Source organism: Clostridioides sp. ZZV14-6153 (genome assembly GCF_020657855.1).
Classification (GTDB): domain Bacteria; phylum Bacillota; class Clostridia; order Peptostreptococcales; family Peptostreptococcaceae; genus Clostridioides.
In genome coordinates, this window is sequence record NZ_JAGWCZ010000004.1 from 148,712 (window position 1) to 173,115 (window position 24,404).

The 24,404-nt window shown below is 28.7% G+C and carries 18 protein-coding genes and 2 riboswitches; of the genes, 4 read left to right on the forward strand and 14 right to left on the reverse strand.

All coding sequences use genetic code 11. The annotated features are described in order from the left end of the window. Nucleotide 1: 1 nt before the first annotated feature. Together KGF46_RS07425 and KGF46_RS07430 are read right to left on the reverse strand one after the other, a co-directional pair. Nucleotides 2–643, reverse strand: a complete 642-nt coding sequence (locus KGF46_RS07425) for a nucleoside recognition domain-containing protein (protein WP_227827597.1) — start codon at nucleotides 641–643, stop codon at nucleotides 2–4. A 14-nt stretch (nucleotides 644–657) separates the two neighbouring features. Next, complete coding sequence (locus KGF46_RS07430) at nucleotides 658–1,830, reverse strand: M20 family metallopeptidase (protein ID WP_227827598.1); 1,173 nt, start codon at nucleotides 1,828–1,830, stop codon at nucleotides 658–660. 270 nt (nucleotides 1,831–2,100) lie between these two features. Between KGF46_RS07430 and KGF46_RS07435 the strand changes: the two genes are divergently transcribed. Further along, the gene (locus KGF46_RS07435; protein ID WP_227827599.1) at nucleotides 2,101–3,462 is read left to right on the forward strand and encodes a hypothetical protein; all 1,362 of its coding nucleotides are present in this window, start codon (nucleotides 2,101–2,103) and stop codon (nucleotides 3,460–3,462) included. A gap of 268 nt (nucleotides 3,463–3,730) precedes the next feature. Here KGF46_RS07435 and KGF46_RS07440 read toward each other — a convergent pair whose 3' ends face one another. The 6 genes from KGF46_RS07440 to bilQ form a co-directional block, all read right to left on the reverse strand. Next, nucleotides 3,731–4,195 carry a DUF1648 domain-containing protein gene (locus KGF46_RS07440; RefSeq protein WP_227850218.1) on the reverse strand — a complete coding sequence of 155 codons (465 nt, stop codon included), beginning with the start codon at nucleotides 4,193–4,195 and terminating at the stop codon, nucleotides 3,731–3,733. Between the two features lie 387 nt (nucleotides 4,196–4,582). Further along, a complete protein-coding gene (locus tag KGF46_RS07445; protein ID WP_227861906.1) occupies nucleotides 4,583–6,142 on the reverse strand; it encodes an ABC-F family ATP-binding cassette domain-containing protein in 1,560 nt (519 codons plus the stop codon). 183 nt (nucleotides 6,143–6,325) lie between these two features. After that, nucleotides 6,326–6,598 carry a CD3324 family protein gene (locus KGF46_RS07450; protein WP_227856431.1) on the reverse strand — a complete coding sequence of 91 codons (273 nt, stop codon included), beginning with the start codon at nucleotides 6,596–6,598 and terminating at the stop codon, nucleotides 6,326–6,328. A gap of 209 nt (nucleotides 6,599–6,807) precedes the next feature. Continuing rightward, nucleotides 6,808–7,338 carry a flavodoxin family protein BilS gene (bilS, locus tag KGF46_RS07455; protein WP_227856430.1) on the reverse strand — a complete coding sequence of 177 codons (531 nt, stop codon included), beginning with the start codon at nucleotides 7,336–7,338 and terminating at the stop codon, nucleotides 6,808–6,810. Nucleotides 7,339–7,415: 77 nt separating this feature from the next. Continuing rightward, nucleotides 7,416–8,510, reverse strand: a complete 1,095-nt coding sequence (bilR, locus tag KGF46_RS07460) for a bilirubin reductase (RefSeq protein ID WP_227861907.1) — start codon at nucleotides 8,508–8,510, stop codon at nucleotides 7,416–7,418. A gap of 1 nt (nucleotide 8,511) precedes the next feature. Then, nucleotides 8,512–8,958, reverse strand: coding sequence for a bilirubin utilization transcriptional regulator BilQ (gene bilQ, locus KGF46_RS07465; RefSeq protein ID WP_227827606.1), 447 nt, complete (start codon nucleotides 8,956–8,958; stop codon nucleotides 8,512–8,514). Between the two features lie 310 nt (nucleotides 8,959–9,268). Between bilQ and KGF46_RS07470 the strand changes: the two genes are divergently transcribed. Then, nucleotides 9,269–10,459, forward strand: coding sequence for a pyridoxal phosphate-dependent aminotransferase (locus KGF46_RS07470; RefSeq protein ID WP_227827607.1), 1,191 nt, complete (start codon nucleotides 9,269–9,271; stop codon nucleotides 10,457–10,459). A gap of 166 nt (nucleotides 10,460–10,625) precedes the next feature. Further along, entirely contained in the window at nucleotides 10,626–11,594 is a 969-nt protein-coding gene (locus tag KGF46_RS07475; RefSeq protein WP_227827608.1) for a DMT family transporter, read from the forward strand. Between the two features lie 198 nt (nucleotides 11,595–11,792). Here KGF46_RS07475 and KGF46_RS07480 read toward each other — a convergent pair whose 3' ends face one another. From KGF46_RS07480 to KGF46_RS07495, 4 genes are all read right to left on the reverse strand, one after another. Then, on the reverse strand, nucleotides 11,793–12,455 hold the full coding sequence (locus KGF46_RS07480; RefSeq protein WP_227827609.1) for an anthrax toxin lethal factor-related metalloendopeptidase: 663 nt from the start codon (nucleotides 12,453–12,455) through the stop codon (nucleotides 11,793–11,795). 99 nt (nucleotides 12,456–12,554) lie between these two features. After that, nucleotides 12,555–12,641: riboswitch (cyclic di-GMP riboswitch) on the reverse strand. A 184-nt stretch (nucleotides 12,642–12,825) separates the two neighbouring features. Continuing rightward, the gene (locus KGF46_RS07485) at nucleotides 12,826–15,681 is read right to left on the reverse strand and encodes an SrtB-anchored collagen-binding adhesin (RefSeq protein ID WP_227861908.1); all 2,856 of its coding nucleotides are present in this window, start codon (nucleotides 15,679–15,681) and stop codon (nucleotides 12,826–12,828) included. A gap of 116 nt (nucleotides 15,682–15,797) precedes the next feature. After that, nucleotides 15,798–15,883, reverse strand: a riboswitch (cyclic di-GMP riboswitch). A gap of 120 nt (nucleotides 15,884–16,003) precedes the next feature. Beyond that, nucleotides 16,004–17,182, reverse strand: a complete 1,179-nt coding sequence (locus tag KGF46_RS07490; RefSeq protein ID WP_227827611.1) for a cation diffusion facilitator family transporter — start codon at nucleotides 17,180–17,182, stop codon at nucleotides 16,004–16,006. 132 nt (nucleotides 17,183–17,314) lie between these two features. Continuing rightward, nucleotides 17,315–18,265: a DMT family transporter gene (locus KGF46_RS07495; RefSeq protein WP_227861060.1), complete on the reverse strand. Its 951-nt coding sequence runs from the start codon at nucleotides 18,263–18,265 to the stop codon at nucleotides 17,315–17,317. Nucleotides 18,266–18,601: 336 nt separating this feature from the next. Here KGF46_RS07495 and KGF46_RS07500 point away from each other — a divergent pair, with 336 nt between their 5' ends. Continuing rightward, on the forward strand, nucleotides 18,602–19,975 hold the full coding sequence (locus KGF46_RS07500; RefSeq protein ID WP_227827613.1) for a sigma-54 interaction domain-containing protein: 1,374 nt from the start codon (nucleotides 18,602–18,604) through the stop codon (nucleotides 19,973–19,975). A 231-nt stretch (nucleotides 19,976–20,206) separates the two neighbouring features. Here KGF46_RS07500 and KGF46_RS07505 read toward each other — a convergent pair whose 3' ends face one another. Both KGF46_RS07505 and glyA read right to left on the reverse strand, forming a co-directional pair. Next, nucleotides 20,207–22,975, reverse strand: a complete 2,769-nt coding sequence (locus KGF46_RS07505; RefSeq protein ID WP_227827614.1) for a calcium-translocating P-type ATPase, PMCA-type — start codon at nucleotides 22,973–22,975, stop codon at nucleotides 20,207–20,209. 171 nt (nucleotides 22,976–23,146) lie between these two features. Next, nucleotides 23,147–24,403 (reverse strand): serine hydroxymethyltransferase, encoded by a 1,257-nt coding sequence (gene glyA / locus KGF46_RS07510; protein WP_227850222.1) that lies wholly within the window; start codon nucleotides 24,401–24,403, stop codon nucleotides 23,147–23,149. Nucleotide 24,404: the final 1 nt, after the last annotated feature.

Below are 24,404 nucleotides of genomic sequence, written 5' to 3' on the forward strand. Positions count from 1 at the left end.
ACTACGCAACCTCCTTCTTCTTTTTATTTTTCATTTTTATAATTAATCTAACTAAATTAGCTCCAAGCATCTTACAGAATATCTCTATAAGTATTATCGGACCTATTGCCAATAATGCTATTGGTAAAAGTGGAGCTTGAGTATTTATTGTATTTAATATAACTGCTGAACCAGCATATTGATAAGCTACAAATATAGTTCTTTCATCATCTGTTATTTCTCCACTTTCATATAATCCTTTTGTCATTATTGAAGCTACATCTGAACTAGTAAATGAAGATACAAACGCTATACCAGCTACTCCAGGTATGCCAAGTAATGGTTTAAGTAATGGATTAAATATCTTTGATGCAGCTTGCATTCCTCCCATAGATTCCACCACATCAATAAGTCCTACAGCAAAACATACAGTTGGTATTAGAGTAAGTGCAAATAAAAATCCATCTTTTGCACCAGTACCACCTTTTCCCATAAAGTTTATACCGTCTGAGATAGTACCAAATGAACCAGTTAAGTTAGCAAAATCTAATGCTTTTAGAAATCCTTGTCCATTCTGAAAAATTCCAGAAAATAGTATTATCAATATAAATAAAGACACATACCCTTTCCATGTTACTTTATTCTCTCTATCCGTTGTGTCCATATTAAATCCTCCTTTTATATTTCAAATTTATCCAAATTTAAAATAACTTCAGAAATTAATTTTACCCTTTCAAACATAGAATCAACTAATGCATATTCTCTCGATGTATGATTCCATTCTCCCTTTACACCAAATGAACATATTGTAGGAACTTTTCCAATAGTTAAATAACTGGCATCTGAACTTCCTCCAAGTTTTTTAGCATTTATTTCTCCAAAGCCATTTTCTTTTGACACTGTATTTACAAACTCATAAAATTTCATAACATCTTCTGTAGTTTCAAATGCCATCATTTCATTGACAATCTTAACTTCTGTAGAAGTACCCTCTATATAAGTTTCTTTACAGATTTCTTCAATTCTTTTTTTAACATTTTCTGCTTCTTCAACTTTTTCAAATCTAATATCTATTTCTATATTACAATCTTGTGGAATAGAATTTGGTACTCTTCCACCTTTAATAACACTTACAGTAACTGTAGTTCCAAGTTCAAGATTTGTTAATCTTTGTATTTTTAATATTTTATTAGCCATTTCTTCTATTGCATTTCTTCCACCTTCAAAGTCATTTCCTGCATGTGTTTCTACGCCTTTTACATGTACATTACATCCAATTCTTCCTTTTCTACCTACACATAAGCTATTATCTACTAATCCAGTTTCCATATTGAATGCACAAAGACCACCTTGTCCTTCTTTTAGCATAATTTCTCCACCTGCTGAATCCCTATGCCCTGTCTCCTCATCTCCTGAAAATACTATTTTTATTGGTCTTTCATTATATCCTATTTTATTTAAAGCCTTGATTACATATAAAGAAATTACTATTCCACCTTTCATATCCAAAACACCTGGTCCATAAGCTTTTCCATCTTCTATCTTAAATGGATTTTCTCCAAATGTACCTATTTCAAAGACAGTATCCATATGACCTGAAAAAATTATTGGTTTTCCATTTCTATTAGAACCAAGTGTACCTACTAATGTATTACCATTGTTTCCAACATCTATTAAATTACAATCTAAACCTTCTTTTTCAAATTCAGTCTTTAATTTTTCAGCTAATATATTTACACTTTCTTTGCAATTTGTATAACTCTCAGTATTAACAATATCTTTCCATAAAGAAATTATTTCTTCTCTATTTTCATCAACAAATTTAGAAATATCATTTAAATATGTGCTCATAATATCCTCCTTTATTTTATAAAAAATATAATTTTGTCTTAAAAATAAGGTTCACATTTTTAGAATTTTTAAAAGACTAGTCCTTAATTACAAAATAACATATTTTTTTCCGTCAGTCAACATTTTTTCAGTATTTTCTATATTTTCTGATTTTTCTTGCATTTATTTTTAGACGGTAAAAATAAATTGACTCTTTTTATCTACTATTATAAAATGAGGATATAAATCGGTAATTAGTTACAAGACTTTATAAATTTTAATGGAGGCTTTATGAAATATAAGATTGGTTTTTTAACAGCATCTTATTTTCTGTCAGATAATTTTAAACATGTACTTGAAGAATTAAAAGATGTTTGTGAAGTTACATTTATTGAACTTAAAGGTAAAAATTATTTTAATGATTTACTAAGAATATACAATGAACAAGTAGATAATTTTGATGCCTTTGTTTGTAGTGGTATAATACCATATAGTGAATTGACACTAAAAATAGAGAATATAAAAGTACCTATAAACTTCTTAAAACTTGATGAAAGAGACTTTTACAAATACTTATTTAAACTTTTAAACAGTCAAAAAGACATTGATTTTACAAAATCATTTATGGATTTTTTAAGAGAAGATAACAATTATTATGATATATATTCCTTGATGGATTCTAATAATTGCCCATATACAATCAAAGATTTCAATATTCCACAGCCTGTATATGATTTTAAAAAATTAAATGACAAATTATTAGAGATACACCTTGACTTATTAAAAAACAATAAAATTAACATTTCCTTTACTCGAAACTATGTCATAAGCTGCGAATTAAATAGATTGGGATATAATTGCATTTACATGGTTCCCTCTACAGAATCAATCTTAAACACATTTAAATCTGTGATAAACGAAATAACATTGAAAAATTTGGATAAAAATAAATCTGCAACTTGTATAATTACAATAAATAGCTCAGAGTATATAAATGATGACCTAATATTTAAAAATGATGAGATACAAAATCAAATATACAACACTATCTTAAATTCTTTATCAACAAATGGATTCTATGGAGTTCAAGTCAAAAAAAATGACATGAAAATAGAAATACATACTACTAAAGAAATGCTAAATAATATGACTAAGGACTATACAGAATTTTTTATTTCAGAAGACTTAAAAGAAATTAAGTATAGCTTAAATATTGGTTGGGGAATTGGCAACACAAATATTCATGCAGAACAGAACGCTCGTCAGGCAAATAGTAAATCAGCTTCTCTAGGTGGAAATTGCACATTTATAGTAAATGACACTAATAATATAATAGGACCTTTATATTCAAATAAAAATTCTAATGACCTTGAAGAAAGTTCAATAGCCAATAAAGTTGCTTCTTTCATTCCTTTATCTAATGTAAATGTATCTAAAATTATGAGTATGATTAATGATAGAAATTCAAATAATGTATCAGCGGAAATATTATCAGACTATATGAATATAACTCTTAGGAGTGCAAATAGAATCTTAAGTATCTTATATAAGGCTGGTATCGCAACTATTGTAAACACAAAGCTGGATAATCAAAGAGGTAGACCAAAGAAAATATACAAAGTTGATTTCTTATCTTTTTTAGATAATATCTAGAGATTGAAGTCTAAATTAGTAGCTTTTTTAATAAAAATAACATTTTTCCACTAATTCTCAATAAGCAAAGTTTTTGAATCTGAATATGCAAAATGCCAGAATCCTCATAAACACTATGTTTTTATCAATTCTGGCATTCTTTTTTATTCCGCTATCAGAATTTAAACCAATGATGCTAAAGTAAGCTTTTGCTTTTACCTTACTTCATCAGCATGAAAAATGTATCTTGAACGTACCTCAAACTCTTTATAGAAAGCAAGTTCATTCCTTACTCATTTTTTGAGAGTTGCTTGTTTTTTTGGTATATTTTATTCCATCCTATTAGTAATAAAATAATAAATACACAGGTATCTATAAAAAGAATAACTGTAACGTTCTTGACAATATTGTAGACAAAAAATATTGAGAATACTTCTACGGATAAAGCTACAAAACATAAAAAGTTCGTCAAATAATCTGCAATAGTGTCACTATAGAAAGCTCGTATTTGTAACCATCTACATATAAATGAGCGTAAAATAAATCTGAACACAACACAAATAATTGGATAAGCATAAATAAATTTTTTATTTACACTATTGACTACACCATTATTCCATTGCACAGGAATTTGAGCTGGCAGTTTTGGAAATGCTATGATTGCAATTAGCAAACAAGCAATGGTAATAATTCCCCATGTAACATTTCCTCCCCATATATATAAGAAACTTACAGAGTCCAGTTTTTTCTTCAACTTCCTTAATTGTCATTTTTAAACAGCACCTTTCGATTTATTGAATTACCTAATATCTTTCTTTTTTATTACTCTAAGTCTTCTTTAATGTTTTATTTCATTATTTGATTCGCCAATATTCCATTATCAATAATACCACACTTTGTAACAATCGCCTCCTTGTGTGCATCTAAAACTGCTTGATTATTATATAAAATACAGTATAAACATGGTTTACAGTCAAGTATTTTTATCATTTTTTTTATTCTATTAAAAAAAGCATCGCAAATAAATGCCATGCCTTTCTATTAATTTAGTCTTTTCATGTCTTTCTCAGTCCAAAAGTCAAATTAGCCTGTCTTATAGTAAAATTGATAAAAGATATAACAGGTGATATAAGATTTTCTATCATATTAAATAATTAATTGCCCACTTCTCACAATCCCAAATTTTATTAACTATATCATTATAAAATTCTGGCTCATGGCATACTAAAATTATACTGCCTTCATATGATATTAAAGCTTTTTTTAGTTCTTCCTTTGCTTCAGAATCTAAGTGGTTTGTTGGCTCATCTAGTATTAATATATTACTAGGATTATTTATAAGTTTACATAACCTTACTTTAGCTTGTTCTCCACCACTTAATATAGAAAGCTTACTTTCTATATGTTGATTAGTCAACCCACATCTTGATAGCATTTTTCTTATTTCATATCTTGTGTATGTTGGAAATTCATACCACACCTCATCAATAAGTTTTTTATCACTTATTTCTTTAACTTCCTGTTCAAAATATCCAACATTTTGTTCTTCTCCTACTTCAATACTTCCACTTATTGGTTTATTTATTCCAATCAAGCTTTTTAATAAGGTTGATTTTCCTATACCATTTGCACCTATTAAAGCTATCTTTTCTCCTCTTTCCATAATTAAATTTATAGGTTTACTTAGTGCTGTTTCATATCCTATAACTAATTTCTTAGCTTCAAATATCATCTTCCCAGATTTTTTGGATATTTTAAAGTCAAAGTGAGGTCTTACTTTTTCTGTTGATATACTTATTCTTTCTATTTTATCTAATTTTTTCTGTCTTGATTTTGCCATCTTACTGGTTGATGCTCTAACTTTATTTTTTGCAATATATTCTTCTAACTTTGATATTTCTCTAATCTGTTTTTCTTGAGCTATTCTTAAATTTCTCTTATTTTCTTCATACATCTTTTGGAAATTTTCATAATTGCCAATATATCTTGTCAATGTCATATTTTCAAGATGACACACCACATTTACAACACTATTCAAAAACTCCAAATCATGCGATATCAATATGAATGCATTTTCATAATTTTGAAGATATTTTCTTAACCATTCTATATGTTCTTCATCCAAATAGTTTGTAGGTTCATCTAAAAGCAATATATCTGGTTCATCTAACAATAGTTTACTTAATAATACCTTTGTCCTTTGACCTCCGCTCAATTCTGAAACATCTCTATCAAGTCCAATATGTCTAAACCCAAGACCTAAGGCAATTGAATCTATCTTTGAATCAATATTATAAAATTCATTGTTATTTAAAAAATCTTGTATATTTGCAACTTTTTCAAGAGACTTATTTATCTCATGTTCATTCATTTCTCCCATTTTACTGTATATACTATTCATTTCACTTTCCATATCAAAAAGTTCCTTAAAAGATTCTCTTAAAATATCTTTTATTGTATTCCCTTTTTCTAGTTTAGTATGTTGATCCATATATCCAACTCTTACTTTGCTACTCCATTGTATATCACCACTATCTGGAATCAGTTGACTTGTTATTATATTCATAAATGTAGACTTTCCCTCACCATTTTTTCCAACAAGACCTACATGTTCCCCTCTTAACAGTCTAAAAGATATGTCTTTAAATAATGTTCTATCTCCAAATCCATAACTGATATTATTTACATTTAAAATACTCATTGTTCTATTCCTCTTCTTAAAATTTAGAAATTCCTCAATAAAATCATATCATTTAAATAGATTATACCTCAAGTTCATAAACAAATCTGTACTAATTTTGTACGAAAAAAGAGACTTTGTTGAAAAGTCTCTTCTTAATTTTTTGTTATATAAATCTATCTTTAAAACATTAATATTCTATTTTCAATCACTTTTTTCTTCTCTTATTATTCGTCTTATACTATGCTCAGTTAAATAATAGTCCTTTGTAAGTTCTTTAACAGAAATACCTTTATTGTACTTATCAAGTATTTCTTTATTTCTTTCTTTCAAGATATTTCTTGAACCACTATTTTCTCCCCAAGCTTTTTTATTTTCAGACTTTCGTGGTATATATAAATAACTACCATCTGTATATTCTTGAATTAATTCAAGTATCTCTTCTGGCAATATATTTTGTGCTTTTTCATACTTCATAGTACTCTGCTCCCATCTACATTTTAAATTGTAAATAAAAGCAAAGACTGCACAAAAACAATTTAGCCTAAATATTATCTTGATTTATTAGGCTCTAAACAAAGTTTTATTGCAATTGCATTTTGCAGTCTTTGCTTAGAGCCAACTGAAATTATAATATCGTTACTCTCTTTCATGTTACAAACTCCCTTTCTATCTAATTTAAACTATTACATATTACTAGCTTTAGCTATTATATCTTTTGCAAATCTAACAGCTTCAGATATCTCTTGCTCATCTGGATGACTTTGAGACTCTTCATGACCTTTTAATTGCTCACGAATATGTTCATTTTCAGGATGAAGTTTTATCACTTCTTCATATTTAACCTTTAAACCTTCTGCAATCTTTCCTTGGCATATAAATGACCCAACTATTTCATTATCCTTTGAAAAGACATCTTTCACTTTGTTCATGATGCTAATTCCATAGTTTCCCTTTGTACTTGCTCCCATTGTTCCAAATAAAGCTAGCTTTTTGTTATGAATATTTTCAAAGACTAGTTTTGAATTTTTATCACAAATTCCTTTGTCCACCCAATATCCTAAGAATATTATATCATATTTTTCATAGTCAACATTATTATCAATTACTTCACTGATATTTTTAATTTCTTTTTCGCCTTGAATTGCATCATATATAGATTGAGCAATTTTTTTAGTATTTCCAGTTAAACTTGAATATAAAATTAAACTTTTCATGATATATCCTCCTATATATTAAGTATTTATCTAAAATTTCTTAATACCATTAAATTTTTAATCACTATAAGATTTTATTAATCTAATATACAACCAAATTGAGAATGTGTCTGCAATGCATCTACACATTTTTTATTGCAGTAGCAACACTTCTTAATATCATCTACTCTTCCTTCTCTTACTTTCTGCAACCAATCACTGTCTGCCAATAGTTGTCTAGACATAGCAACCATATCTACTCTGTTATTTGATATAACATTTTCTATGAAGTCTGGACTAGATAGCTTACCAACACCACAAACTGGAAGAGTTGTGTGTTTTTTAACTTCATCAGCTAAACACAAAAAGCATCCTTCATCTTTAAAATAAGGATGATTATTGACTGGTATGGTGTCTTCTAGTTTGGAATGATTTGCTAATGTTACATGAAAACTATTTACACCAAGTGATTCAAATTTTTTTACAAAATGCTCCACTTCAGAAAATAAAACTCCTGCATTACCATAATGAGGATTTTCTTGTCTAACTGCAAGCTTATAATCTATTGGAATATCCTTCATGTCATTACGAATACTACTAATTATTTCACTTGCAAATCTACTTCTATTATCATAGCTTCCACCATATTCATCAGTTCTATTATTGTATATACTGGATGAAAAGCTTCCTATAAGTCTATCTCCATGAATTTGAATCATATCAAATCCTGCTTTTTTTGCATTTAATGTTGTTACCCTAAACATCTCTATAATATTTTTTATTTCCTCTTTTGGCATATTTGTTACATAATCATTTACTCCATCATCCATAATTTTTTTTATTTCATCATGTGAAGTAATTCCCAATTTCATGGTATTTCTGATTAAATTCATGTCATAATCTGAACAAAATATTTGTGCTGAAACTTTCGCCCCTGAATCATGTATTGCATCTACAATTTTTTTGTACTCTCTAATTCCATCTTCATTTGATAAGCTTAGAGCCATTTTATGAAAACTAGGTCTAACAGATACATCTCCTATCGTAATCAAAGCTACACCTGATTTAGCAATTTTACAAAACTTGTCAATTCGTTCTTCCAAATTAAGACCCATACTTGTAGGTGCAAAAGATACTCTATTTTTTAATTCTAAATTTCCGATTTTAATTGACTTTAATAAGTTGCAATACATCCTATTCTTCCTCCACTGTTGCCTTTATATCTTTTACTGTATGTAATTTTTTTACTAGGTCTTTGTATCCTTCATCCAAAAACTCTTTTTTTATATTACTATCCCATTTTGAAAATATGTTTTTTATATCTCCTAGTACTTCTTCACCCTTATCTGTTACTCTCAATTGAAAAGCTCTACTATCATTAGGATTTTGAATCTTTTCTATGTAACCATCTTGTTCTAATCTAGATATAGTTCTTGTAGTATGAGCTTTATCCACCTCGAATTCTGTAGAGACATCATTCAAAGAACAATTCCTATTCTTGTTGATATAAATTAAATAAAAATATAAACCATTCGTAAGCTTATATGGCTTTAGACATTTTTCACAATAAAGTTTAAAGTTCCTTTGAAGATAACAAATAATATACGACAAACTCTCATGCTGTAACTTTTTAAAATCCATTCTTAATTTCCCCTCTATAATTCTAATGCAATATATTTGACTATATCAACTATATTATATTAAATCCTTGATACAGTCAAGAATATTTTGCCTTATAACTGTATAATTTTATACTCCCTTATAAAATTATCATAAAATATAATTGTGGTTTAGTTAGAATTTGTAATTTTTTATATACATCATACATAAATATATTTTATATAAAAGTTTATATTTTCAAACAAGAAATTTTTCGAAAATTGTCTAAATTCAGTAAAAATATGGTAATATATACATAAGCAATATAAATCTATAAAAGGGAGTGTTACATATGATATCTAATAAAATGCAAATTTTAGTTGCAAACAGCTCTGTTATAAGAGCCATGTTTGAAGAGGGAAAAAAACTATCCGATATGTACGGAGAAGAAAATGTTTTTGATTTTAGTATAGGAAATCCAAGTGTTGAGCCTCCAGAAACTATTAAAGCAGTTATAAGCGATATTTTAAATGAAGAATCTCCAAATCTAGTTCATGGATATATGAACAACTCAGGATACGAAGATGTAAGAGATGCTATTGCCAAGCACATAAATAAGAAAGATGGATTAAACCTTACAAGAGATAACTTAATTATGACTTGTGGTGCTGCTGGTGGTCTAAATATTATTTTGAAAACTCTTTTAAATCCTGATGATGAAGTTATTGCTTTTGCACCATATTTTGGTGAGTATAAAAATTATACAGAAAACTATGATGGAAAGTTAATAGAAGTCCCTACAAATATAGAAACTTTTGAACCAGATTTAGATGCTCTAAAAAATGCTATTACTCCAAAGACAAGAGCTCTAATAATAAACACTCCAAACAATCCTACTGGTGTTATTTATTCTGAAGAATTGCTAAAAAATCTTGGAGAGTTACTAGACACAAAACAAAAAGAATTTAATACAAATATATATTTAATTTCTGATGAACCATATAGAGAAATAATTTATGATGGTGCTAAAGTTCCTTGTATATTAAAATACTATAAAAATTCATTTATAGGATACTCTTATAGTAAATCATTGTCTCTACCTGGTGAACGTATAGGATATATTGTGGCTAATGGAGAAATGGATGATTTTGATGATGTTATGTCTTCATTAAATGTTGCAAATAGAATACTTGGATTTGTAAATGCTCCTTCTCTTTTTCAAAGAGTTATTGCAAGAAGCTTAGATGCAGAAGTTGATGTAAATATTTACAAGAAGAACTTTGACCTTTTATATAATAGCTTAATAGAAATGGGATTTTCTTGTGTTAAACCTAGTGGTACATTCTATTTATTCCCAAAAGCTCCAATTGAAGATGATAAAAAATTCTGTGCTGATGCTAAACAATTTAATTTACTATTAGTTCCAGGCTCTTCTTTTGGTTGCCCAGGACACTTTAGAGTATCATATTGTGTATCTTATGATAAGGTTAAGAGTTCCCTACCAGCATTTGAAAAATTAGCTAAATTGTACAATTTAAAATAATTAAATAAATATAATTACAAATAATTAGCTACCTTAGTGTAGAATTTTATATTCTATATTAAGGTAGCTTATAATTTTATATCTTATGTTTATATACCATTTTATACCAATGTACTTGAATATTGTAGTTTATAGTACTAATATAAATTACAAGGAGGTGTTTGATTTGAAAAAAGGTTATGTTTATATAATACTAACTACCATATTTTTTAGTTCAATGGAAATTAGTCTAAAAACTGTTACTAATGACTTTAATCCCATACAAATAACTTTATCAAGATTTTTTGTTGGTGGATTAGTCTTACTACCTTTTGCTATAAAAAGATTAAAATCCCTTAGTATTTCTATTACAAAATCAGATTTAAAATACTTTGCTTTTTTAGGTTTTATGTGTGTTGTAGTAAGTATGTCATTGTACCAGTTAGCTGTACTAAACACAAAAGCATCTGTAGTTGCTGTCTTATTTAGTTGTAATCCAGTATTTGTGATGCTTCTAGCTTATTTAATTCTAAAGGAAAAAATCTATAGGCACAATATAATTTCACTTATATTAGAAGTACTTGGAATTATAATTATTATAAATCCACTGCATACAAGATTAACTTTTAGTGGTATATTCTTAACACTATCTTCTGCCATTATTTTTTCAATGTACACTGTTTTTGGTAAAAGAAAAACATTAAAATTTGGTGGAATAGTTGTGACTTGTTTCAGTTTTATATTAGGTAGTTTAGAAATGCTTGTATTAGTTCTACTTACTAAGATTAATTTTATATCAAATATGTTAAATAAAAATGGGCTCCATGTATTTGCAAATATACCTATTTTTAGTGGTTATACCTTACACAACATACCTACTATGATTTACGTATTTGTATTTGTTACAGGTGTTGGTTATGCACTTTATTTTATGGCAATGGAAGCTACATCTACTAGCCTTACATCTTTAGTATTTTTCTTTAAGCCTGTAATATCTCCAATACTGGCATTACTAATTCTTAAAGAATTTATTCCTACTAATATGATTATAGGAATTCTATTGATAGTGATTGGTTCAATAGTTTCTATTATACCTACAATAATGACTCAAGCTCATAATAAACATATTGAGTCATTATATAAAAGTCAGCAATAAATCATCACATAAAAAATATACATAAGATTAAATTGATTAGTTTTACACACAATATAAAAGGTTGTGTCTCAAAATGAACTTTTTAGTTCATGAGGCACTCTTTTTGTATGAAATCAAATATATTTTTATCATTTCAACAATGAAAAAGAGGCTTATCTCTATTTTGAGACAGCCCCTTAATGTTTTTATATAAATTTTTTATTTTACTAAGTTTTGTAAAAAGCTATAAGTTTGTGGACAAGCTGCTTTTAATTTACTATTTGTGTCTTGATTTAAGTAGTAATATGCAAATGCTTCAGCAAAGAATTCTTCTGGATATACACCTAAATAATTTACATTTCCTAAAGAACGTCCTTCTTTAGCAAATATTTGTTTAAATTGTGCTGATTTAGAAATATCATTCAATGCAAGATGGTCTACTGCATGTGCTGTTTCATGTAATTCTAAGTTTATTGCATCATGACCTTTACCTTTGTTACTAAATCCTATTCTAAGAGCTACTGTACTTCCACCTAAACCAGGAACATCATCCCAAGTTTTACCAGTATTTTCCCATCCCTTAGGAACTACACCTTTTAAATAAGCATATTCTTTTTCATCTGTTAATTTTCCACTTAATAATTTTATTTTTAAGTTATCTTGTTTTAATACATTTAGATATTTTCCATCTATATTTGCAAGTCTATTTATCATAGCATTAGCTTCATTTTTATCGTAATTTCCACTTGGAAGAACCACTATTTGACTAAGTGTTTCTTTATTGTTTTGTAAAGTTGCACTATCTGCATGTGCACTTACTGGAACTGAACTTATTAAGAATATTGATATTATAGCGATTAATAATTTTTTACTTGTTTTCATATTATTCCCTCCTTTGAGTTAGGCCGGGAGTAATAAATTTCAAAATAAAAAAGATACCCAAGAGTATCTTTGTATATACAAAAAGAAATTTTTACTCTTTTCGGCAACTGGCTGGCATAGTTTACTTAAACTTTAGCCCCTATAGCTTTGCGTGACTAGGTTTCCCTAGTTTTGCCTCATTTAATTTTATATTTATATTATATCTTATATCCTTCTCTTTGTCTATAGTTTTCTGGATTTTTTTTCTAAAAAACGATTATTTTTTTACATAATACTCCAAAAAAAAATATCTTCTAACAATATTCGCACTTAATAATATTGTTTTAGAAGATATTTTTTAATATTACTTATATTTTTATAATGTTAGGGTCTAATTGATATTTTTCTTTCTTCTCAATATAATAAGTCCTACAATAGCTCCTAACCCCAAAAGTATTTCTACAGTAATTGTAGTACTATCCCCTGTCTTTGGTGGCACTGGTGGATTTACTACAGTATTATCTTTTCCTGTATTATTCTTTTCCTGTGGCACTGGTGGGTTTACTACCTCTGGTATTGGAACAATTTGTTTAACAGGCTTTTCTATTGCATCTTCTGATGGTGGTATTGATGGATTTACTACCTCTGGTATTGGTGGATTTACCACATTTTCTGATGGTGGTACTGGTGGATTTATTGTTGCTTCCTCTGTATCAGATGGTCTTGATGGTTTACTTGGCTTATCTGTACTTGGTGGCACTGGTGGATTTACTGTTGGTTCATCTGTATCTGGTGGTACTGGTGGATTTACTGGAATATTTTCTTGTTTTACATTTTCTATATTTCCAATATCCACAATTTTACCAATATTTTTTCTATCAATTTCCACCTTTATTTTATCCTTTAATTTTTCATATCCACTTGGAGCCATGGTCTCCACTAAATAATATGTTCCTGGATTTTTGACACTAGATTCAATTATACCATCTTCATTACTAACTAAATCCTTAACTACTACTATTCCAAATGTATTTTCCAAATTAAACTTTGCACCTTCAAGAGCACTTTTATCTGAACTGTCTACTTTTTTAGCTTCAAAAGCATACCCTTGTTTAGTAGTTTCTACTCCAGGAGGACTTGAACCATTAATCTGAGCTACATTTTGTATAGTCTCTCCTACTTTTACATCTGTAAAATCTGCATCAAATGTAACCCAACCTTGTACAGGTTCACCTTCTTTTATCTGCTTAAATTCATATTTATTTACTAATCTTATAGTATTTTTCTCATCTCCAGCTTCTTTTTTAAGTTCAAGATTATCAGAGTATTTTATATTAGATATTTTTAATACTGGATTTACTTCATCTAAAATATTTACTTGCCCTGCATCATAAACACCATAGGTTGACATGTTTATTTTATACTTAACTATTTGGTTATCATTGCCATCTAATACCTTTTTATCAACCTCTTTTTTGGCACTTATTAATCCAGAGTTCTTCTTAAAACTTATCTCGTCTCTTTTATCTACTTGACTATTATTTGCATCAAGAACAGCTCTATTTGTATAACTATCTTCAATACTAATAACTTTTAATGTATATGCTATAAAAAACTTTGATTCAACTTCTTCTTCACTAAGATTAATTGTAAATCCAGTTATAACTTTTTCTACTTGACCACTTTCATTTCTTTTTTCTTCTGTTTTATATGAAATATTATTTGCAATTTTTTCTTTACTCCAAGGAGTCCAGCCACCATTCATTGGAACTTCTACAACTCTAAAATCATGCCCAGCTTCTCCAGCAGTAGTTAATCTCATACCTTCTGGTATATTATCTGTTATAACCACATTACTTATTGGTGATTTGTCATCATTTATTGAAATTTGATAGTTGATTACTTGACCTACTTGAGTAATATTTGTTGCTCCTGAATGTCCCTTAGTCAAAAGATAATCATTTCCCCTATCAAATACACTTACAGTAGCATCATCTTCTTGCAATTTCTTACCAGCAGATTCTAATCTAGCTATATTCTTATATTTGTTACCATGTTTCGCATTTTCATCACTAATTCTAGCCTTATACTTAACAGTATACGCTTTGTCTATGTCTCCAAAATTAACTGAAATAGAATTTTCACCTTGTTCAATATTAAAATCACTTACTTCTTTTCCATTGCTTGCCACTACACTTACAGAATCTTTTATTAATGTCATTCCTTCAGGAAGCTCATCATATAAAGTAATGTCTTTTAATTCTTCCTCTTTTTCATTTACTTGTATACTATAATTTACATCTTTATTTTTAACTGGCATAAATACAGTAGTTGACTCTCTTCCTTCAACAAGCTTTTTAAGTGTTCCTTTAGCTTCTTCAATGTCTTCTTTATCGCCAGGCTTTATTTCTATATCTACATCTCCACTTCCACTTTCTATCTTTCCAGTAGTTTCAATATGAATTTTTGCACTTGTCTCTTCATCAACTTTATTCACATATGCTTCTAATCCAATTTTTCCTTGCATTACACTTTGACCATTGGGTAATTCTCTAAATGTAAGTGTATACTCTCCATTACTCTCTGTTTTATCAAAACATTCACTTGTATAATCTAAATTAACTTTATTAAACACATCTGGAACCTTAAAAGTTATTGAGTCACCTGCTTGTATCCCTTTTGATGTTGGAGTATAAGTTAATTTAAATGTAATTTTTTTCATTGACTCTGTTTCTATTGTATTATTATTAATTTTTACAACAAATCCATACTCTTCATTCTCTTCATTAAGTTCTTCTTCTAAAGTTTTAAGTAAATTTTCATCCTCTATTGGAGTTTGTTGTGGCTTCTTATTTTCTTCTTGTTTATCTCCTTCTGGAGTTTGTTCTGGCTTTTTATTTTCTTCTTGTTTATCTCCTTCTGGAGTCTGTTCTGGTTTTTTATCTTCTTCTTGTTTATCTCCTTCTGGAGCTTGTTCTGGCTTCTTATTTTCTTCTTGTTTATCTCCTTCTGGAGTCTGTTCTGGTTTCTTATTTTCTTCTTGTTTGTCTCCTCCTGGAGTCTGTTCTGGCTTCTTATTTTCTTCTTGTTTTCCATCTCCAGTTGGTGAATTATTTGAATTACTTTGGATAGACCCACTTCCTTCTAATTCTGACGCATAAGATACAGCTGGATATATTGTAGTAACTATCATACTTAAAATCATAATTAAACTGATTAATAATGCCTTCTTATTTCCTTTCCTCATATAGATTGCTCCCCTCTAATCTATTCGCACTTTTGTAAAGTTCTATAAATACATAATATAATTTAATTTCTTTTATCAAAAAACTATACAAAAAAAGCTATGAAATAAATAAAATTTATATTCATAGCCGGTTGCACCACTGACTCTGTATATCCATAAGGTGCCCAGTAATAGGATATACTTCAACGTCTCTATAATTTTTTTATAAAAATAATTAAAAATTATTATATTCAAATTAAATATAGTTATATATCTATTATATTATGTCTATATTTTATTGTCTATATTTTTTACATTTTTTCCCTTTATTTTTTAATCATCATTAAATGAAATCTTTATCTACAACAATGACACAATTATATTCAGGATTCATCTCCTTAACTAGTTTTGTTATATCTTCTTTTAAATCTTCTTCTGACATACCTTTGGAGAATTCAGAAGGATTAACTACTATATCAAATACTAAATTTTTCTTACTTCCTTTTCCAACTATCCTAAAATCATGCATAGATTTTATAAGACTATTTTTCTTAAGTATTTCTTCAAGTTCTCTTTTTGCTGATATAACTTCTTCATCATCAAGACATATAGGGTCCATATGAATTACCAAATATATATCCAACTTTTCAGATATTTCTCTCTCAGCAGTATCTATAATTTCATGAATTTCCATTATATCTATATTCGACGGAATTTCTGCATGTATAGATGCAATACATCTTCCAACTCCATAATTATGGATTATTAAATCATGTGTACCTATTATATGTTCATAAGATAATAATAATTCTAAAATAGATTTGACCATTTCTTCATCTGGAGCTTCTCCAAGAAGAGGATTTATAGTATCTTTTACAAGAGAAAATCCCGCATAAAGTATTACTAATGATACTACAATACCTACATATCCATCTATGGGCAAATTAGTAAATCTCGCCAAAATAAAAGATATAACTACACAGCTTGATGTAAATACATCTCCCAAAGCATCTAATGACACTGCTTTTAATGCTGATGAATTAATTTTATTTCCCATAAATTTATTAAAACGGCTCAACCATATTTTAACCATTATAGATGCAATTAAAAGTATAAGTGGCACTAATTCAAACTTTATAGGAACTGGATTTGTTATTCTTTCTATAGACGATTTCACAAATTGAAGTCCAACCAACATAACCATAAATGCTACTATCAATGCTGATAGATATTCTATTCTACCATGTCCAAAAGGATGTTCTTTGTCAGCTGGTTTACTTGCTAGTTTAAACCCTATCATAGTTATTGCTGAAGATGCCATATCCGAAAGATTATTAAATGCATCTGCCATTATAGCTATACTTGATGTAAGCATACCTATAGATACCTTTACTATAAATAAAACTAAATTAGATATTATACCTACTATTCCTGCTACATAACCATACTTGTTTCTAACACTTGCACTTTGGACATTTTCACTATCTTTAATAAATGTTTTAACTAGGATTTTTGAAAACACGAAACTACCTCCTTGTTTCATATTTTATGCACAAGTCTAAATTTTTATATCACTATTTATGATAACACAATTTAAATATAAAATTCCTGAAATTTACTCTATCCTAGCAAAATTTTCTTAAAGATTAATCTTTTACTTATTCACGGTTGAACATTCATTCATTATTGAACATTCACTTCTATAATTTTTCTTACTTTTATTAGTAGGCATTTTAGTTGGTGCTTTAGTAGCTACTAAGGCAGATACAATCATTATTAGTACACCTATTAATTTTATAAAAGAGAATGCTTCTCCTAATATAAACCATCCTATCAAAACAGATATTACTAACTCTATAGAACTTACAACTCCTGCAACTGAAAGTTCTATACCCATTTCTATTCCACCAACATAACATATGTATGCAAGTGCTGCTGGGAAAACTCCTATTCCTATAATTAATATTAAAGTACTAATATCAGTTACATGAGATATTATTAACCATGGTTTTGCTATTGGTGTTATAAATATTGAACCAAATAGGAATCCATAAATTATTATTGTAAAGCTAGAGCATTCTTTTAGCGCTCCTTTATTTATTATAGGCATGCATGCATATGTTAATGATGCCCCCAAACCTAATAAGAATCCAAATACATTTATTTCTGCAAATTCAAATCTTCCACCTAAAACTGCAACTATAGCACCTATAAAACATAATAGTATTGATAACCTTTTCATCTTGTTGATATTTTCTTTATATACTATATTTGAAAATAATGCTACAAATAGAGGTGAAGTGTAAAGCAGGACTGCAGCTATAGATATTCCTACACTACTTATAGCTTTAAAGTAACAAACATTAAAAGCTACCTGGCATATTATTCCACTTAATATTGAAAGCCCTATCACTTTTTTACTTGTTTTAAAAACTTCTGGTTTTTTTAATACACTGTATATAGATATCACTAGAAATCCTATAAAAGCTCTTGTAAAAGTAATTTGTTCTACTGTAAGCCCTCTCGCTATTAGATTACTTGAAAATAATCCAGTTGTTGCAAACAATGATCCAGCACAACCAATTAAAATATATCCTTTTTTCATGCAAATTCCCCCTTAAACTATTTCTCTTTATATAATTTAAGCAATTATAATGCCAACATTGAAAACTCTATAATTATTATTTTCAAGCTTAACTGATAAATAAAATTTGCTTATTCTTCTAAAAAGCAATATAATCAATTCATAATTGAATTATGTAATAATTTATATAATTCATTTTTGAATCACACTATAATTTACATAATTTATTTTTGAATTATATTACATCTTATTTAATTCATTTTTGAATTATTATTGTTTATATTCTACAAGTTTTAATTCATTTCTAATTTAAATTATGCTTTTTTATAAATTTTTAATTATTTGGAGGAGGTCAAAATGAAATATCCAAAAGATTTTTTTGAAAATATTTTAGAATTTTCACACGATGAGATATCAGTTTGTGACAAAAACGGAATAACATTATACTGTAATAAATCATTTGAGAACAACTATGGGTTAACAAGAGATGAAGTTTTAGGTAAAAGTGTTATGTATATACAAGAAAAAGGTTGTTTATTTCAGACTCCAGTAACAGAAGTAATAAGAACAAAAAAAGCGGTATCATTAGAACAACAATCTAAAACTGGTATAAAATTGATAATTACTGCAACTCCTTTATTTGATGAAAATGGAGATATCGAATATATAATAGAAAATTGTAGAGATATAACAGAATTAAACAATATAAAAGACAAATTAGAAGCTTCAAAAAAGACTATTGAAATGTATAAAAATGAAGTTGAAATGTACCATAGAAGTACAATACATATATTTGATGATATTGTTTTTAAAAGTGAATCTATGAAATCTATTTTTAAAACAGTTGACCAAATATCAAATTCAAACGTGAATATATTGATTTTAGGTGAGTCTGGGACTGGAAAAACCTCTTTAGCTAGATATATTCACTCTAAAAGTGATAGGAAAGAAGGCCCTTTTATAACTATAAACTGTACTACCATATCCCCTTCACTATTGGAGTCAGAGCTTTTTGGTTATACAAAAGGTGCTTTTACAGGTGCTAATAGCAAAGGTAAAATTGGACTTGTAGAATTGGCAGATGGCGGTACTTTGTTTTTAGATGAAATTGGTGATATTCCTCCTGGTCTTCAGGCTAAATTCCTCCAATTAGCTCAAGATAAAAAATTTATACAAGTTGGTGGTGTAAAAGAAAAAAAAGTTGATATTAGAATCATTTCAGCAACTAATGTGGATTTGTTTGGTCTTGTAAAAGAAAAACTGTTTAGAGAAGATTTATATTATAGGTTAAATGTTGTAAACATTAAAATCCCACCACTTAGAGAACGTATTGAGGACTTACCACTACTTATAGATACTCTATTTAAAAAGTACAATCATAAACTAAATATGAATAAGACTATCTCTAAGTCATTAATAGATAAACTTTCGCTTTATAGATTTCCAGGCAATATTAGAGAGTTAGAAAACTTGATACAGAACTTACTCATAACATCTAATAGTGAAAACATAAATTCTCTGCCTTTATCACTTGCATATATAGATTCAGATTTTGATGGAAACACATCTGAATCATTTAGTAATAAAAGTTTAGATGAATTATTATCTGAGTATGAAGGAGAAATTATAAGAAAAGTACATAGTAAAACTAAAAGTTCTTATAAACTAGCAAGCTATCTAAATATTTCTCAACCAAAAGCATATAGACTTATAAAGAAATATGTAAAATAATTTTTTCTTTTCATTAAATAAAAAGTTACTAATTATTTTTGAAAGAATTTATTATAAATGATAATATACTTCTCTCATGTTGAAAACAATTGTTTTGAATGTATATTAATACCTAAGTTAAAAAACAAAAATAGATAGTATATAATTAACTTAGTCTTGGATAGTATTCCTTACTAACTATCCAAGGCTAGTTTTTATTTAATTTATACTGTATTTTTTTAATATAAGACTCTATTTATATGACCTAATAAGTTTATTATTTTTCAACATTCTAAATGTAAATTTAACTATCTCATTAGATAATAAAATAGTCGATGCAAATAATATTACCTTTATCCACATATCAAACTCTAGTGACACTGAATTGAAGAAACTTTGGAATACTTGGGTAAATATTATTTGAATCACACCTGTCACAACTATTACTTGTAATGCTAATTTATTTTTAAATAGATTTGGTATTGTACTGTTTAATCCAAATTCTCTACAATTTAATGCATTAAAAAGAGCACTGAATGCAAATAAGGAAAATATAACAGTACCTTGTTCTTCTGGAGTTGCTCCCAATATGTTGAAAGCTGATTGTGTAAATACAATTGTAATCATAAGGATAGCATTTATAATAATATTTACAGACATAGACCTAGCTATTATTCCAGAATGTCTATTTATTGGTTTTCTTTTCAATACATAATCTCTAACAGGCTCTAATCCTAATGCTAACGCTGGAGGACCATCCATTATTATGTTTACCCATAATAATTGTATTGTGGTAAAAGGCATATCTTTACCAGTAAGTTGAGATATTATAGCAATTATAAATGCTACTATATTTACAGTAAGCTGGAACTGTATAAACCTTTGAAAGTTTTCATATATACCTCTTCCCCATTTTATTCCCTCTACTATGGTACTGAAACTGTCATCAGTCAATATTATATCAGCTGCATTTTTAGAAACTTCTGTTCCAGAAATACCCATTGCAATTCCCACATCTGCTTGACTAAGTGCAGGAGCATCATTTATACCATCACCTGTCACAGCTACGACTTCTCCACTCTTTTGAAGTGCTGAAACTATTCTCATTTTTGTATCTGGCTTGCTTCTTGCAACGATTGATATTCCCTTGATTTCTTTTCTTAATTCTTCATCTGTAAGCACATCTATATAAGTAGCTTCGACAGCTTTTTTTCCATCATTTAATAGCCCTAACTCATCTCCAATAGCAGTAGCTGTATTGATGTTATCCCCTGTAAGCATTTTTACATCTACCCCAGCACTAAAAGCTTTATCAATAGAATCTTTAACACCTTCTCTTAGTGGGTCTACTATTCCTACAAATCCGCTAAAAATTAAATTTTCTTCTTTTTCATAGCCTCTTGGATTTCCTATTAAATTCAATTCTCCTTCTGATGTTATTGCTACCTCTGTGCGAGATTTAGTCATTTTTTTGTAGGCAAACCCTAAGGTTCTCATAGATTTAATTTGTAACTTTCTAATTTCATCTAAAATACTTTTTTCTATTCTTGGAGTTATTGGAACAATATTTTTACCTTGCTGTACATAAGAACATTTCTTCAGTAATACTTCTGGAGCTCCTTTTGAAAGCAATATATCTGAGTCATCTTGACGAATTAATGTCGACATTTTCTTTTCTTCTGAGCTAAATGGTATTTGTGAGATTAAATAAGTTTGCTTTCTCATTTCAGTATAATCTTTATCATTATGGTATAAAAGTAATGCACACTCTGTTGCACTTCCTATATATTTAAATGAATTTTCTTCTTTTTCTATATCTGCTGTTGAGTTTACTATACAATTTTCTTCAAAATAGCTATTACTCTTATATTCTCCACCACTTACATATTTACCATCAATATAAGCTACTTCTACCATCATTTTATTTTGTGTCAAAGTGCCAGTCTTATCAGAACATATTACAGAAACAGAACCTATAGTTTCACAGGCTTCTTTCTTTGTTACTAATGCATTTATCTTTGCCATCTTTTGCATTGTTATGGCTAAAGTAATATTTATCATAGTTGGCAAACCTTCTGGTACTGTTGCAACTATTAAAGCAATACAAACCATATATGCATTTTTAGCAGGCTCTAATGATTGTAAAAAAGATAAAATACTGCTTGTATCTAAAATTAGCAGACCTCTTCTTTGCATTTGTATAATCATAAACATACATAATAATGTAGCTATTACACCTGATATACCTGCTATTTTAGCACCTAACTTACCTAATTTAATTTGTAACGGAGTTTGCTGTTCTTCATTTGATAAATTTTGTGCTATCTTGCCCATCTCCGTTTTATCACCAATACAAGTAACAACCATTATTCCTCTACCATATGCTACAAGAGTTCCTCCAAATACCATATTTATTTGCTTTGCAGGTATTGTATCTTGTTCAATTATTTCTGTTTTAGAATAAACTACTTCCATATCTAATATGGCATCAGCATTTTTAGCTACATCATCAGACTCTCCTGTAAGCATATCTTCTCTAAGCTTTAAATTTATAGACTGTATAAGTCTCCCATCTGCTGGTATCATATCTCCAGTTTCTATATATACAATATCTCCAGGAACTAAATTGTCTTTTGATATTTTAATTATCTTACCATTTCTAAGTGCTTTTACTTCTATGTTTTCTGTTAATTTTGATAAGGCATGAGCTGCCTTTTTGGATTTTCCTTCGGTTATTATACCTATGGAAATCCCAATAAAAATAGCCCCTAAAATCCCTAATGCATCATGAAGTTCTCCTACAAAAGAACTTATTACTGCTGCCCCCAGGAGAATTAATATCATTGGCTCTGTCAGACTTTCTCCCAACTCGTCCCAAAATGTTCGTCCTTCTTTTATCGTAAATTCATTTAATCCATATCTAAGTTTCCTTTCTTCTACCTCATTATCAGCAAGTCCAACTTCTGGATTTGTCTTTAAGTATTTTAAGACTTCTTTGGTAGGTTTATTATAATACCTCATAACTTTATCCCCCTTGTTAATTATCTATAGAGAATTATATGCTTATGATAGCTTGTATATTACTTTTCAAAAAAAATAAGGTGTTGATTAATCAACACCTTATAGTGGTTATATATTATTAGGTTTTATGTTATAGGCTTTATAGGTTATGAGCTATATAAATCAATATACTTAATCTTCAAAATATCCTTCTGGGTACAATGGGAATTTAGCTATAAGTTCCTGAGCTTCTACTTTACATTCATCTAATACTTCTTTATTATCAATATTTTCTGATACCTTATTCATTATTCCTGCTATTTGTACAACTTCTTTTTCTTTAAGACCTCTTTGAGATATTGATGTAAGACCAATACGAACACCACTAGTTACAAATGGTGATTGTGGGTCATCAGGTATAACATTTTTGTTAACTGTTATTCCTACATATTCAAGAGCCTTTTCAAATTGCTTTCCTGTCAAATTTTTACTTCTTAAATCAACCATTACTATATGATTATCAGTTCCACCACTTACTATACTAAATCCATGAGAAATAAGTTCAGCTGCCAAAGTTTTAGCATTCACTACTACTTGCTCCATTATCTTACGAAACTCATCTGTCCCTAAATACAATAGCGAAAACGTTTTTGCTGCAACTGTGTTAAGATGTATAGAACCTAATGTCCCTGGGAAAACACCTTTATCAAGCTTCTTTGCATGTTCAGCTTTACAAAGTATAATACCACTTCTTGGTCCACAGAAAGTTTTTGTTGTAGATGAAGAAACAAAATCTGCATAAGGTACAGGACTAGGTATTACTTTTGCCGCCACCAAACCTGCAACATGAGCCATATCTACCATAAAATAAGCTCCTACTTCTTTTGCAACATTTGAGATTCTTTCATAATCTATCAACCTTGGATATGAACTTGCTCCTGCAATTATAAGTTTTGGTTTACACTCTTTTGCCTTCGCTTCAAGAGCATCATAATCTATACGACCAGTATTTGAATCAACCCCATAAAATTCATATTTATAAATATCATGTAAGAAGTTTACTGTACTACCATGTGTTAAGTGTCCCCCTTGGTCAAGACGCATACTTAAAACAGTATCATTTGGTTTTAATATTGCTGAATATACACAATAATTGGCTGTGGAACCTGAGTAAGGCTGTACATTTACATGTTCTGCTCCAAATATTTCTTTTGCACGTTTTATTGCTAGAGTTTCAAGTTTATCTGCTTCTTCAGAGCCTGCCTGAAAACGAGCCCCTGGATAGCCTTCTTCTGTTTTATTTGTAAATACACATCCACTTAATTCAAGTACTTCTGTTGGTGCTGTACTTTCAGAAGCTATCATCTCAATATTATGCTCTTGTCTAACCAACTCATCAGCTACAATCTTATATAACTCTGGGTCTGAAATTTTTGTTGTTTTTAACATA